Annotated in this window: 15 protein-coding genes; 7 read left to right on the top strand and 8 right to left on the bottom strand. The window is 71.5% G+C overall.

Annotated features, from left to right (window positions below):
- Positions 1-49 precede the first annotated feature (49 nt).
- Together ACY8FT_RS04585 and ACY8FT_RS04590 are read left to right on the top strand one after the other, a co-directional pair.
- A complete protein-coding gene (locus ACY8FT_RS04585; RefSeq protein WP_462417742.1) occupies positions 50-655 on the top strand; it encodes a LysE/ArgO family amino acid transporter in 606 nt (201 codons plus the stop codon).
- Complete coding sequence (locus tag ACY8FT_RS04590; RefSeq protein ID WP_462417743.1) at positions 586-1,272, top strand: LysE/ArgO family amino acid transporter; 687 nt, start codon at positions 586-588, stop codon at positions 1,270-1,272. The genes ACY8FT_RS04585 and ACY8FT_RS04590 overlap by 70 nt, the downstream gene beginning before the upstream one ends.
- 68 nt (positions 1,273-1,340) lie before the next feature.
- On the opposite strand, the gene ACY8FT_RS04595 is transcribed toward ACY8FT_RS04590, so the two are convergent.
- Entirely contained in the window at positions 1,341-2,747 is a 1,407-nt protein-coding gene (locus tag ACY8FT_RS04595; protein ID WP_462417744.1) for a glycine--tRNA ligase, read from the bottom strand.
- A 114-nt stretch (positions 2,748-2,861) separates the two neighbouring features.
- Between ACY8FT_RS04595 and ACY8FT_RS04600 the strand changes: the two genes are divergently transcribed.
- From ACY8FT_RS04600 to ACY8FT_RS04615, 4 genes are read left to right on the top strand one after another with little or no spacing between them, the layout of a single operon-like run.
- Positions 2,862-3,911, top strand: a complete 1,050-nt coding sequence (locus ACY8FT_RS04600) for a metal ABC transporter substrate-binding protein (RefSeq protein ID WP_462417745.1) — start codon at positions 2,862-2,864, stop codon at positions 3,909-3,911.
- The gene (locus ACY8FT_RS04605) at positions 3,902-4,597 is read left to right on the top strand and encodes a metal ABC transporter ATP-binding protein (protein WP_462417746.1); all 696 of its coding nucleotides are present in this window, start codon (positions 3,902-3,904) and stop codon (positions 4,595-4,597) included. The genes ACY8FT_RS04600 and ACY8FT_RS04605 overlap by 10 nt, the downstream gene beginning before the upstream one ends.
- Positions 4,597-5,607 carry a metal ABC transporter permease gene (locus ACY8FT_RS04610; RefSeq protein ID WP_462417747.1) on the top strand — a complete coding sequence of 337 codons (1,011 nt, stop codon included), beginning with the start codon at positions 4,597-4,599 and terminating at the stop codon, positions 5,605-5,607. The genes ACY8FT_RS04605 and ACY8FT_RS04610 overlap by 1 nt, the downstream gene beginning before the upstream one ends.
- Positions 5,604-5,996: a Fur family transcriptional regulator gene (locus ACY8FT_RS04615; RefSeq protein ID WP_462417748.1), complete on the top strand. Its 393-nt coding sequence runs from the start codon at positions 5,604-5,606 to the stop codon at positions 5,994-5,996. Before ACY8FT_RS04610 ends, ACY8FT_RS04615 begins: the two co-directional genes overlap by 4 nt.
- Here the strand turns inward: ACY8FT_RS04615 and ACY8FT_RS04620 are convergent.
- The 3 genes from ACY8FT_RS04620 to ACY8FT_RS04630 form a co-directional block, all read right to left on the bottom strand.
- Complete coding sequence (locus ACY8FT_RS04620) at positions 5,969-6,787, bottom strand: isoprenyl transferase (RefSeq protein ID WP_462417749.1); 819 nt, start codon at positions 6,785-6,787, stop codon at positions 5,969-5,971. The genes ACY8FT_RS04615 and ACY8FT_RS04620 overlap by 28 nt on opposite strands.
- Before the next feature lies 1 nt (position 6,788).
- The gene (gene recO / locus ACY8FT_RS04625) at positions 6,789-7,610 is read right to left on the bottom strand and encodes a DNA repair protein RecO (protein ID WP_462417750.1); all 822 of its coding nucleotides are present in this window, start codon (positions 7,608-7,610) and stop codon (positions 6,789-6,791) included.
- Between the two features lie 63 nt (positions 7,611-7,673).
- Positions 7,674-8,294: a hypothetical protein gene (locus ACY8FT_RS04630; protein WP_462417751.1), complete on the bottom strand. Its 621-nt coding sequence runs from the start codon at positions 8,292-8,294 to the stop codon at positions 7,674-7,676.
- A gap of 51 nt (positions 8,295-8,345) precedes the next feature.
- Between ACY8FT_RS04630 and ACY8FT_RS04635 the strand changes: the two genes are divergently transcribed.
- Entirely contained in the window at positions 8,346-8,996 is a 651-nt protein-coding gene (locus ACY8FT_RS04635; protein WP_462417752.1) for an alpha-ketoglutarate-dependent dioxygenase AlkB, read from the top strand.
- 24 nt (positions 8,997-9,020) lie between these two features.
- Here the strand turns inward: ACY8FT_RS04635 and era are convergent, their stop codons facing one another.
- From era to ACY8FT_RS04655, 4 genes are read right to left on the bottom strand one after another with little or no spacing between them, the layout of a single operon-like run.
- The gene (era, locus tag ACY8FT_RS04640; RefSeq protein ID WP_462417753.1) at positions 9,021-9,953 is read right to left on the bottom strand and encodes a GTPase Era; all 933 of its coding nucleotides are present in this window, start codon (positions 9,951-9,953) and stop codon (positions 9,021-9,023) included.
- A complete protein-coding gene (locus ACY8FT_RS04645; protein WP_462417754.1) occupies positions 9,950-11,452 on the bottom strand; it encodes a hemolysin family protein in 1,503 nt (500 codons plus the stop codon). The genes era and ACY8FT_RS04645 overlap by 4 nt, the downstream gene beginning before the upstream one ends.
- The gene (ybeY, locus tag ACY8FT_RS04650) at positions 11,449-11,952 is read right to left on the bottom strand and encodes an rRNA maturation RNase YbeY (protein WP_462417755.1); all 504 of its coding nucleotides are present in this window, start codon (positions 11,950-11,952) and stop codon (positions 11,449-11,451) included. The genes ACY8FT_RS04645 and ybeY overlap by 4 nt, the downstream gene beginning before the upstream one ends.
- Positions 11,949-13,031: a PhoH family protein gene (locus ACY8FT_RS04655; RefSeq protein WP_462417756.1), complete on the bottom strand. Its 1,083-nt coding sequence runs from the start codon at positions 13,029-13,031 to the stop codon at positions 11,949-11,951. The genes ybeY and ACY8FT_RS04655 overlap by 4 nt, the downstream gene beginning before the upstream one ends.
- Positions 13,032-13,068: the final 37 nt, after the last annotated feature.

The following is a 13,068-nucleotide window of genomic DNA, read 5'->3' on the forward strand; positions in this document are numbered from 1 at the left end:
CAACATTCTGATGCGTCGTTCTGCCCGTGTGCTTCCTAGCCTGTGGAGCATGGAGAACGTGAGCATCATCGCCTCGGGTCTGGTGACGGGGATCGGCCTCATCTCGGCCGTCGGCGCGCAGGGCGCCTACTTGCTGCGACGAGGGCTGATGCGCGAGCACGTCACCGCCTTGGTGCTCTTCTGCGCGATCTCCGACATCGTGATCATCGGTGCCAGCGTCCTGGGGATCGGTGCGGTGATCCAGCAGTTCCCGGCCGCACTCGACGTGGTGCGCTGGGTGGGCGCCGCCTTCCTGCTGACCTTCGCGGTCGCCTGCTTCCGCCGGGCGCTGAACCCGCAGGCCCTGGTGGCCGGCGCCGGCAGCTCGGTCGGCCTGCGGCGGTCGCTGCTGACGATGGCCGCGTTCACCTGGCTGAACCCGCACCTCTGGCTGGACACTGTCCTGCTCGGCACCCTGGCCAACGGGTACGGCAGCGACGGCCGCTGGTGGTACTACGCCGGCCTGTGCGCCGCCTCGGTCATCTGGTTCACCACCGTCGGCTTCGGCTCGGCCCGCCTCGCCCCGGTCTTCGCCCGCGCCCGCTCGTGGCAGGTGCTGGACACCGTGGTGGGTGTGCTCATGGTCGGCCTGGGCGCAGGACTGGTCGTCCACTGAACCCCCTGCACGCCCTGGAGCTGGTCCTTTCGGGACTGGCCACCGGGCTGGGCCTCATCGCCGCCGTCGGCGCGCAGAACGCTTACCTGCTGCGCCGTGGCCTCCTGCGGGAGCACGTCGGCACGCTGGTCGCCTTCTGCGCGGGCTCCGACATCTTCCTGATCGCCGGGGCCGTGTTCGGGGTCGGGGTCGTCCTGACCTGGTGGCCCCCGCTGCTGGAGATCGTCCGCTGGGGCGGCGCGATCTTCCTGGTCCTCTACGGCCTGAGCTGCCTGCGTCGCGCGGCCCGGGGCGGCCAGGCGCTCACGACCCCGGGCGACGGCCCCACGGTCAGCCGCCGCCGCGCGGTGCTCACGATGGCCGGCTTGACCTGGCTCAATCCGCACCTGTACCTGGACATCGTCATCCTCGGCGGTCTGGCCAACGGGCACGGCGCCACGGGGCGCTGGTGGTACTACGTGGGCCTGGTGGCCGCCAGCGCCACCTGGTTCAGCCTGCTCGGCTTCGGCTCCACCCGGCTCGCCCCGCTGTTCGAGCGTCCCCGCTCCTGGCAGGTGCTCGACGCCGTCATCGGGCTGGTCATGTTCGCGCTGGCCGCCGGCCTCCTGCTGCGCTGAACCCCACGACGCCGGACGGGGCGCCCTCCCCTGGCAGGAGGGCGCCCCGTCCGGTGGTGCGGCGCTGGTCAGCAGCCGATCAGGCGCCGGGCGAGATAGCCCTCCACCTCAGCCAAGGGCACCCGCTCCTGGCTCATGGTGTCGCGCTCACGGATGGTCACGGCCTCGTCCTCGAGGGTGTCGAAGTCGACCGTCACGCAGAAGGGGGTACCGATCTCGTCCTGCCGGCGGTAGCGGCGGCCGATCGCGCCGGCGTCGTCGAAGTCGACGTCCCAGGAGCGGCGCAGCTGGGCGGCCAGTTCCTTGGCCTTCGGCGTGAGCTTCTCGTTGCGGCTCAGCGGCAGCACGGCGATCTTCACCGGCGCCAGGCGCGGGTCGAGGCGCAGCACGACGCGCTTGTCGACGCCACCCTTGGAGTTCGGGGCCTCGTCCTCGGTGTAGGCGTCGATGAGGAAGGCCATGAGTGCGCGCGTCAGGCCGAACGCGGGCTCGATGACATACGGCACGTAGCGCTCACCGGTGGCCTGGTTGAAGTAGGAGAGGTCCTGACCCGAGGCCTCGGCGTGCACCCCCAGGTCGTAGTCGGTGCGGTTGGCCACACCCATCAGCTCGCCGAACTCGGAGCCGGAGAAGCCGAAACGGTACTCCAGGTCGATCGTGCGGTCGGAGTAGTGGGAGAGCTTCTCCTCGGGGTGCTCGTAGCGGCGGATGTTCTCCGGGTCGATGCCCAGGTCCGTGAACCACTGCTCGCAGATGTCGATCCACTCGTCGAAGTACTTCGGGGCCTCCTCGGGGGCCACGAAGTACTCGAGCTCCATCTGCTCGAACTCACGCGTGCGGAAGATGAAGTTGCCCGGGGTGATCTCGTTGCGGAAGGACTTGCCCACCTGCGCGATGCCGAACGGGGGCTTCTTGCGGCTGGTGGTCATCACGTTCGTGAACTGCGTGAAGATGCCCTGCGCCGTCTCTGGGCGCAGGTAGTGCTTGCCACTCTCGTCCTCGGTGACGCCGAGGTAGGTCTTCAGCAGACCCGAGAACTGCTTGGGCTCGGTCCACGCGCCCTTGGTGCCGCAGTTCGCGCAGACGATGTCCTCGAACGCGATCGAGTCCGGGTCCACCTCCTCGCCCTTGGCGGCCTTCTTGTCCGCGAGCGCCTCCTGCAGGTGGTCCGCGCGGAAGCGCTTGTGGCAGGACAGGCACTCGACCAGCGGGTCGGTGAAGGTGGCCACGTGACCGGAGGCCTCCCAGACCGCCGTCGGCAGGATGACCGCGGAGTCGAGACCGACCACGTCCTCGCGCATCTGCACCATCGTGCGCCACCACTGGCGCTTGATGTTCTCCTTCAGCGCCACCCCCAGCGGCCCGTAGTCCCAGGCCGAGCGGGTTCCGCCGTAGATCTCGCCGGTCGGGAACACGAACCCGCGGCGCTTGCAGAGGGAGACGACGGTGTCGACGATCGAGGTCTTCTTGGCCATGGGCACAGGGTACGTGCCCTCTCCCCCGTCGCCGGATCACCTCGCGCCTGGACGAGAGCGACTGGTCCACCGGTGCTTTGACCACTCACTCGAGGCCGTGTGAGAATGATCTTCATGATGAATCCCTCTCGTGCGTCCCGCTGGGGCGCACTCACGCTGGTTGTTGCCCTCTCCCTCTCCGCGTGCGGCGGGGGCGACGGCTCCGGCGAAGGGGACGGCTCGGGCGGGGGCGGGGAGGATGCCGCGCTGACGGTGACCACGAGTTTCTTCCCGATGACCGAGCTGGCCGAGAAGGTCGGCGGCGAGCACGTGGACGTCACCCAGCTCACGCCGGAGGGTGCCGACCCGCACTCCTTCGAGATGACCCCGAAGGCCGTCGGCAAGCTGTCGGACGCGGACCTCGTGGTCTTCCTGCGCACCATGCAGCCCTCGGTGGACGCCGCGGTGGACGCGGAGGCCTCCGACCGGGCCTGGGACGCCGGGGAGCACACCGAGCTCGGGATGCCCGGGGGCGACGGCCACGACCACGGCGACGAGGACGGCCACTCGCACGAGGGCGAGGGCGAGGGGGACCACGCGCACGAGGACGAGGGCGGCCACGAGGGTCACGACCACGATGGTCACGAGGGGCACGACCACGGCGGCGTGGACCCCCACTACTGGCTGGACCCCGTGCGCTACGCCGAGACCGCCACGGCCCTGGGCGAGGAGCTGGCCAAGAAGGACCCCGACCACGCGGAGGACTACGAGAAGAACGCCGAGGAGTTCGTCAAGGAGCTCGAGGAGCTCGACCAGAAGATGAGCGACGAGCTCACCGAGTGCAAGCACACCGACCTGCTGGTCAGCCACGAGGCCTTCGCCTACCTGGCCGACCGCCACGACTTCCACCAGGTCGGCGCCTCGGGCCTGGACGGTCACTCCGAGGTCTCCCCCACCCGCCTGGCCGAGCTGACCCACCTCGTCGAGGACGCCGGCGTCAGCACGATCTACACCGAGCCGCTGGCCCCGCGCGACACCGCCGAGGCGCTGGCCTCCGAGACCGGCACCGAGGTGGCCGTGCTGGACACCGCGGCGGGCCTCACCGACGCCTCGGTCGCCGAGGACTACGTCGGCATCATGGAGGCCAACACCGAGACGCTGCGCAAGGGGCAGGAGTGCAGCTGAGCGGTACCACCCCGGCCCTCGATCTGCGGGGGGCCACCTTCGGCTTCGGGGGACACCCCGTCGTCGGCCCGGTCGACCTGCGCATCGAGCCCGGCCAGGCCATCGCCCTGACCGGCGCGAACGGCTCGGGCAAGACCACCCTGGCGACCGGACTGTTCGGCCTGGCCGAGCACCTCGCCGGCGAGGTCGAGATCCTGGGCACCCCCCTGCACCGACTCCGCGACCGGACCCGACTGGGCTACGTGCCGCAGCACCACTCGGTCGCCACGGCACTGCACGCCACGGTGGAGGAGGTCGTCACGGCCGGCCGTCTGCCCCTGCTGCCGTGGTGGCGGCACCCCGGCAGCAGGGACCGCGAGGCCGTCCGCGAGGCCGTCGAGGCCGTCGGCCTGGGCAACCGGGCACGACAGGACATCGCGACCCTCTCGGGTGGCCAGCGCCGTCGCGCGCTGCTGGCCCGGGCACTGGTCAGCCACCCCGAGCTGGTGGTGCTGGACGAGCCGACCGCCGGCGTCGACGTCGCCTCGCAGCAGGTGCTCGCGGGGCTGCTCGGACGCCTCCGGGCCGAGGGCCTGACCATCCTGGTCGTGACGCACGAGTTGGAACCACTGCGCGACATGCTGGACCGCGTGGTGCGCCTGGCCGACGGCCGTCTGGTGCCGGCCACCGACGGAGAGGACGCCTGATGCTCGAGATGTGGGACCTGGACTTCATGCGCCGCGCACTGGTCGCGGCGCTCCTCATCGGCCTGACGGCCCCGATGGTGGGCATCTTCGTCGTGCAGCGCGGCATGTCGCTGATCGGCGACGCGATCGGGCACGTGGCCCTGGCGGGTGTCGCCATCGGTGTCGTCCTGAACCAGGCCCCGGTCGGCGTCGCCCTCGTCGTCTCCGTGTTCGCCGCGGTGGTGGTCGAGCTCGTGAAGCACCGGGGCGGGGCGGCCAGCGACGTCGCCCTGGCGCTGCTCTTCTACACCGGCATCGCCCTGGGCGTGGTGCTCATCTCGTCCTCGTCGGCCGGTGCGGACGCGATGCTGACCAGCTACCTGTTCGGTGCGATCACCACGACCACGTCCGCGGACCTGGTGACCTTCGGCGTGCTCGCGGCACTGGTCGCCGGCACCACCCTGCTGCTGCGGCCACGGCTCTTCGCCGTCGCCCAGGACGAGACCTTCTCCCGCGCGCAGGGCCTGCCCGTGCTGGGCCTGAACATCCTGCTCTCGGCACTGGTGGCCATGACAGTCGTCATGTCCATGCGCGTGGTGGGCCTGCTGCTCATCTCGGCGCTCATGGTGGTGCCCAACGCCGCGGCCCAGCGCCTCACCCACAGCTTCGCCGCGGCGTGGTGGATCGCCCTCGTGCTCGGTGTGGTCTCCAGCGTCGGCGGCGTCGCGCTCAGCTACGAGGCCGACCTGCCCTCCGGCGGCACCATCGTGCTGCTGGCAGTGGGCCTGTACGCGCTCGTTGCGCTGGTCACCGGCGTGCTCCACGCCCTGCGCGTGCGTCACCACCGGCGGGCCCCGCTCGGCGAGCACCAGGACCACGAGCACGGCACCCCCGACTGCGACCACCCGGCCGTCCCGCACGGTGACCACGTCGACCACGTGCACGACGGGCACCTGCACCACCCGCACGGTGCGCACTACGATGAGCGTCCTCTGGACCTCTCGACCAGCACAGTGCAGGAGGAGCGGTGACCACCACCCGTCCCCGTCGTACCCGGCAGCAGACCGCCGTCCTGGAGGCGCTCTCCGACCGCTCGGACTTCGTCGCGGCCCAGCAGCTGCACGCGGCCATGTCGCAGGACGGTCAGAAGGTGGCCCTGGCCACCGTCTACCGGGCCCTGCAGGCGTTCGACGAGGCCGGTGAGGTCGACACCCTCCTCACCGAGGCCGGTGAGACGCTGTACCGGGCCTGCGACACCGAGCTGCACCACCACCACCTCGTCTGCCGCGAGTGCGGGAACACCGTCGAGATCGACGGTCCCGCCGTGGAGCAGTGGTCCGAGCAGATCGCCGCCGAGCACGGATTCTCCGAGGTCACCCACATCGTGGAGCTCTACGGCCGCTGCGCCTCCTGCGCCTGAGCACCGTCCCCGGCGGTCTGCGGCCGGTCCACCGCTCCCCCGAAACGGCGGTCGCGCCCCGCGTAGCGCTCCAGCGCGGCCCACAGGTGGCGCCGGTCGAAGTCCGGCCACAGGGTCTCGGGGAAGTCCATCTCCGCGTAAGCACTCTGCCAGAGCAGGAAGTTGCTGGTCCGGTGCTCCCCGGAGGAGCGCAGGAACAGGTCCACGTCCGGCATCGTCGGCTCGTACAGGTGGCGCGCGATCGTCGCGGCGGTGATGCCCCCCGGGGTGAGTCGCCCCGCGGCCACCTCCTCGGCCACCCCGCGCACGGCGTCGACGAGCTCGGCCCGCCCGCCGTAGTTGACACAGAAGTACAGCGTCAGGCGGTCGTTGTCGCGGGTCATCTCCTGCGCGGTCTCGAGCTCCTTGATGACGCCGCGCCACAGACGCGGCCGGCGGCCGACCCAGCGCATGCGCACCCCCCACTCGTGGAGCTGGTCCCGGCGACGCCGGATGACCGCCCGGTTGAAGCCCATGAGGAAGCGCACCTCCTCCGGGGAGCGGCGCCAGTTCTCGGTGGAGAATGCGTAGGCCGACAGGTGCGGCACCCCGGCCTCGATCGCCCCGGCCACCACGTCAAGCAGCGCCCCCTCGCCGGCCTCGTGCCCGGCGGTGCGCGGCAGCCCCCGCTCGTTGGCCCACCGACCGTTGCCGTCCATGACCACGGCGACGTGCTGGGGCAGCTCCTGCGCCGTCAGCTGTGGCGGTCGGGCCCCGGACGGGTGCGGGAAGGGGTCGGTGTGGCGCGTCATGTCAGGGGCGTCCCGTCTGCTCGGCGGATGCTGGCTGGGTCTGGTGGGCGGTGGGCGCCGGAGCGCTGCCGGCCAGGAGTAGCTCCGGGTCCAGGTGGCGCACCGACCGCACCTGCCGCTCGGTGTGCCACTGCAGGTGCGCGGTGACCAGCTCCTGCACCTCGCGCCGCCGGACGGCGGCCCCGTCGGAGGCCAGGACCTCGCGCACGGTAGCCCACCGCGACTCGCCCAGGGCGTCCAGCAGCCGGACGCTCTCCGGGTGCGGGGCCATCGCCCCCGCCCTGCGGCAGGAGGGGCACACCACGCCCCCGGCGGCCACGTGGACACCACGGTGCGGACCGGTGGCACCGCACTGCGCGCAGTCGTGGGTCGCCATCGGCCACCCGGCGATCGCCAGCGAGCGCAGCAGGTAGGCGTCCATGAGCACGTCCGGCGGCCACTGCGCGGCGGCCAGCGCGGACAGGGCGCCGGCCAGCAGCCGGAACTGGGCCTGGTTGGGCTCCCCCTCGTCCACCAGGCTGTCGGCCGTCTCGCACATCACCTGGGCGCAGACCCACCGCGCGTAGTCGCGGGCGATGAGCTCCCCGTAGGTCGCCATCGACTCCGCCTGGGTGATGGTGTCCAGCGAGCGGCCCTCGTAGCACTGGACGTCCACCACCATGGCCGGCTCCAGCCGGGCACCGAAACGCGACTTGGTGCGGCGCACCCCCTTGGCCACGGCGCGCACCTTGCCGCGCTGGTGGCCCAGGAGGGTCACGATGCGGTCGGCCTCCCCCAGCGGGTGCGTCCGCAGCACGATGGCGGCGTCGCGGTAGAGGGGCATGCCCCCATTGTGCCGCGCGGACCCGGCCCCTCCGGGGACCGGCACCGGCGGCGCCGGATCGGCTCAGCCGCCGAGGGCCCTCCAGCACGCCACCGTCACGGCCGGCGCCAGCACACTCCCGAGCAGTACCTGCCCGACCGTGTGGCGCCCGCCGCGCACCCGGGCCCACGCGATCAGTGGGACGCAGGGCACCAGTAGCCCACCGACGGTGACCGCCCCACTGGCCAGCAGGCCGGCAGCTCCCCCGGCGACCACCCCGACGTGGAAGGAGATCTTGTGCGCCAGGGTCACGAGGCCGAAGACGAGCAGCACCACGAGGACCGACGCGAGCAGACGGACCAGGTCCGCGGGCGCCCCGACCAGGTGCATCAGCGCCAGGCCGCCGGTCACGCTCACCCCCGCCCCGACGAGCGGCACCACGCGCTGCTCACGACGCACGATGCGCCGGTCGGCCACCGAGCCCCTGCGTCGGAGCCACCGGACGAGGCCCAGCGGGAGGACCACGACGAACATCAGGGCGACCGCCGCCCACGCGACGCCCACCGGCCCCTCGGCCCGCCAGCCGACCACACCGAGGACGAGGGGCAGGACCCACTGCGGGTCCAGGACCGCGGAGACCGCGTCGGCCACGGGCGAGGGCGGACTGGCATCCAGCCGGGTCAGGTCGGGGTGGTCCTCGCGCACGGGATCAGGCTAGGTCGCACCTGAGTCGGCCCTGTGTACTAACCTGCCGACATGCCCGTACGAGTTCCGACCGCTGCGCCGCTCCAGGGTTCGCTCTTCGACCAGGAGACGACCGTGGGCCTGCGCCCCCTCTGGCCCGCGATGTCCCGCCGTCGGTTGGACCACGGCGCATGGGTGGACGTCCGGCCGGGGTGGCTCACCGGGGCCGAGACGCTGCTGGAGCGACTGCTGGCGGAGGTCGACTGGCAGGCCGAGCGACGCCGGATGTACGACCGGGTGGTCGACACGCCCCGTCTGCTCCGCTTCTACCGGGAGCACGAGATCCTCCCCCACCCTGTGCTGGAGACCGCCCGAGGGGCACTGGACGAGCACTATGCGGGCACGCCGGACGAGGATCCCTTCGTCACGGCCGGTCTGTGCCTCTACCGGGACGAGCACGACTCGGTGGCCTGGCACGGCGACCGGTTCGGCCGCGGGGCCACCCACGACACGATGGTCGCGATCCTCTCAGTGGGGGCCCCACGCCGCCTGCTCCTGCGGCCGAACGGTGGGGGCACCTCGCTCACGCTGCGCATCGGGCACGGCGACCTCGTGGTGATGGGTGGCTCCTGCCAGCGCACCTGGGAGCACGCGGTGCCCAAGGAGAAGGCCCCCACCGGTCCCCGGGTCAGCATCCAGTTCCGGCCCCGCGGGGTGCGCTGAGGCGGACGGGATCGGGCCGACCCCTCAGAAGCCGAGCCGTTGGAGCTGCTTGGGGTCTCTCTGCCAGTCCTTGGCCACCTTGACGTGCAGGTCGAGGTGCACGCGCTGGCCCAGGAGTTGTTCGATGTCCTTGCGCGCGGTGGTGCCGACCTCGCGCAGCCGCGACCCGCCGCGACCGATGATGATCGCCTTCTGACTGGGTCGCTCGACGAACACGTTCACCCGCACGTCCAGCAGCGGCTTGTCGGCGGGCCGGTCCTCGCGGGGCAGCATCTCCTCCACGACCACGGCCAGGCTGTGGGGCAGCTCGTCGCGCACGCCCTCCAGCGCGGCCTCGCGGACCAGCTCGGCCACCATCACGTCGATCGGCTCGTCGGTCAGCACGTCGTCGGGGTAGAGCGGCGGCGACAGGGGCAACCGCTGGCCGATGAGGTCCCGGACCACCTCCAGCTGCTCACCGTTCACGGCCGAGCAGGGGACGATCTCGTCGAACTCCCCGAGCTGGTCGATGGCGATGAGGTGCTCGGCGAGCTGGTCGCGCGAGACCAGGTCGGCCTTCGTCGCGATCGCGATGACGGGCGTGCGGCGGCCCCGGCGGACCTCGTCGAGCTCGGCCGCGATGAACTTGTCACCCGGCCCGGGCTTCTGGTCGGCCGGCATGCAGAAGCCAATCACGTCGACGTCCAGCAGGGTCTCGCGGACCACGTCGTTGAGGCGTTCCCCCAGCAGGGTGCGCGGCTTGTGCAGGCCGGGGGTGTCCACCACCACGATCTGCTGCCGCTCGTCGCTCAGGATGCCGCGGACGGTGTGCCGCGTGGTCTGCGGCTTGTTGGACGTGATGGCCACCTTCTGCCCGACCAAGGCGTTGGTGAGGGTCGACTTGCCCGCGTTCGGGCGCCCCACGAAGCACACGAAGCCGGCACGGTAGTCCTCGGGGAAGCCGGGGATGATCGTCATCGCTGCTCCTCGACGGGTCGCGTTCGGTGGGCGGGTTCTCCCGGCTCGACGTACCGGGAGGAGCCCGTGTCCTCGTCAGTGTGCCCTGTCGGGTGCTCCACCTCGATCGGCTCCCGGTCCGGCTCGTCGTCGAGCACCAGGGAGGCCGGGTACGAGCCCTCGTCCCCGAGGGGGTGGGCGCCGCCCTGCTCCTCGGACCCGGTGGCCCCGTCCTCGTCACCGTCGCGCTCGTGGCCCACCCACTCGGCGATGACGGTGGCCACGCGGTGGCGCCGGCCGGAGAGCCGCTCGGCCGTCAGGCGGATGCCGGCGACGTCGCCGGTGGAGCCGACGATCGGCACCCGGTCGACGAGCTTGGCGAGCAGACCGCCCACGGTCTCGACGTCCTCGGTGACCTCCTCGGTGAAGGAGACGTCGAAGAGGTCGCTGAGATCGTCGACGTCCATCGACGCGGCCACCCGCCAGGTGCCGTCCTCCAGCCGGGTTGACTCGACGCTCTCCCGGTCGTGCTCGTCGGTGATCTCACCGACGATCTCCTCCAGGATGTCCTCGATCGAGAGCAGGCCGGCGGTGCCGCCGTACTCGTCGATGACGACGACCAAGTGGGTCTGGCTGACCTGCATCTCGCGCAGGAGGTCGTCCACGCTCTTGCTGTCGGGGACGAAGGTGGCCTCGCGCATCACCTCGGCCGCGGTGACGCTCTCGCGCGCACCGGCGTCGGCGTTCACCCAGCGCACCACGTCCTTGAAGTGGATGACGCCGAGGATGTCGTCGGTGCCCCCCTCGCCCACGACGGGGATGCGGGAGAAGCCCGAGCGCAGCGCCAGACTCATCACCTTGCGCAGCTGCTTGTGACCCTCGATCACGACCATGTCGGTGCGCGGCACCATCACCCGCCGGGCCGTGGTCTCGCCGAGCTCGAAGATCGAGTGGATCATCTCCCGCTCGTCGGCCTCGATGACGGCACTCTCGCGTGCCATGTCGACCATGTCGCGGAACTCGGCCTCGTTCTCGAACGGACCGTCGGCGAAGCCCTTGCCCGGGGTGACCGCGTTGCCGATCAGGATCAGTGCCTTCGACAGGGGGCCCAGCAGCTGCCGCGCCCGGGCGACGGCCGGTGCCGTGCGCAGCGCGATCGTCTCGGCGTTCTGGCGGCCGAGAGTCCGCGGGGAGACTCCGAGGACCACGTAGGACACCACGGTCACCACCGCGACGGCGATGAGGACGGCCGCCCAGAGCGTGTCCACCCAGCGGTCGACGACGACCGTCAGCAGCACGGCGACCGCGCACTCCCCCAGCACCCGGAGGAAGGTCATCACCGACATGTGCGCCGCCGTGTCCTGCAGGATCGTCGCCAGGGCGTCACCGCCCCGTCGGCCCTCCTGCGCGAGTGCCTCGGCGTGGCGCTTGCTGACCCGCTGCAGGGCCGTCTCGGCCATGTTCAGCAGGTGGGTGACGGCCATCAGCACCACGGCCAGGACGAGCAGCCACCCGATCATGCGCGCTCCCCCCGGGCCCCGGGGCGCGGCGACGCCGTGGTCGTGCGACCGGTTCCGGCCAGGTAGTCGCGCAGCACCTCGGCCTGCAGGGCGAACATCTCGCGCTCCTCCTCGGGCTCGGCGTGGTCGTAGCCCAGCAGGTGCAGCACCCCGTGCACGGTGAGCATGAGCAGCTCGTCGGTCACCGGGTGGCCCAGCTCCTCGGCCTGCCGGGCCGCCACCTGCGGGCAGAGCACGATGTCACCGAGAACCCCCGGCTCGGAGGGGCGGTCCGGCGTGCCGGGGCGCAGCTCGTCCATCGGGAAGCTCATGACGTCAGTCGGGCCCGCCAGGTCCATCCACTCCTCGTGGAGCACCTGGATCGCATCCGGCTCCACGAAGCGGATGCACAGCTCCGCCGCGGGGTGCACGTGCATCGCCGTCATCGCGTACCGGGCAGCGGCACTCACGTCGGCGGGGTCGCACAGCGGCTCGTCCTCGACGAGGACCTCGACGGTCATGCGCCGCCCTTCCCCTGGCCCGGACGGTGCGAGGCGTCCCACGCCCCGTAGGCCTCGACGATCCGGGACACCAGCCGGTGCCGCACGACGTCGACGGCCGAGAGGTGCGAGAAGTGCACGTCCTCCACGCCGGAGAGGATCTCCTGCACGATCGACAACCCCGAGCGGGTGCCGCCCGGCAGGTCCACCTGCGTGGTGTCACCGGTGACCACCATCGTGGAGCCGAAGCCCAGGCGGGTGAGGAACATCTTCATCTGCTCCGGCGAGGTGTTCTGCGCCTCGTCCAGGATGATGAACGCGTCGTTCAGGGTGCGGCCGCGCATGTACGCCAGGGGGGCGACCTCGATGGTGCCGCTGGCCATCAGCCGCGGGATCGAGTCCGGGTCGACCATGTCGTGCAGCGCGTCGTACAGCGGCCGCAGGTAGGGGTCGATCTTCTCGTTGAGCGATCCGGGGAGGAAGCCCAGGCGCTCACCGGCCTCGACCGCCGGGCGGGTCAGGATGATGCGGCTGACCTCCTTGGCCTGCAGCGCGGCGACCGCCTTGGCCATGGCCAGGTAGGTCTTGCCGGTGCCCGCCGGGCCGATGCCGAACACGACGGTGTGCTGGCCGATCGCGTCGACGTACTGCTTCTGGCCGAGCGTCTTGGGGCGGATGGTCTTGCCGCGGTTGCTGATGATGTTCTGCGTCAGCACGTCCGCCGGGCGCTCCGCGGTGCGGGCACGGAGCATTCCGATTGACCGCTCCACCGCATCGGCGGTCAGCGGGTGGCCGCCGCGCACCATCACCAGCAGCTCCTCGACGAGCCGCTCGGTGAGCGAGACCTCCTGCACCGGCCCCTCCAGGTGCAGCTCGTCCCCGCGGGCCAGCAGGTCGACGTCCGGGAAGGCGCGCTCGATCGTCCGGAGCAGCTGGTCCTGCGGACCCCAGAGGGAGACGAGCGACACCCCCTCGGGCAGGGTCACCACCGAGGTGGTGCGGGTCCCGGCGCCGGATCGTGCCCGGTCGTCGTTCTGGGAGCGGGACGTCTGGTCCGGGGAGGATCCCGTGGTCCGGGAATCGGGGGTGTGCTCAGTCATCGTGCCCCGATTCTAGGCGGTGGCAGGGACACGCGAC

This window comes from Kytococcus sp. Marseille-QA3725, from assembly GCF_054950055.1.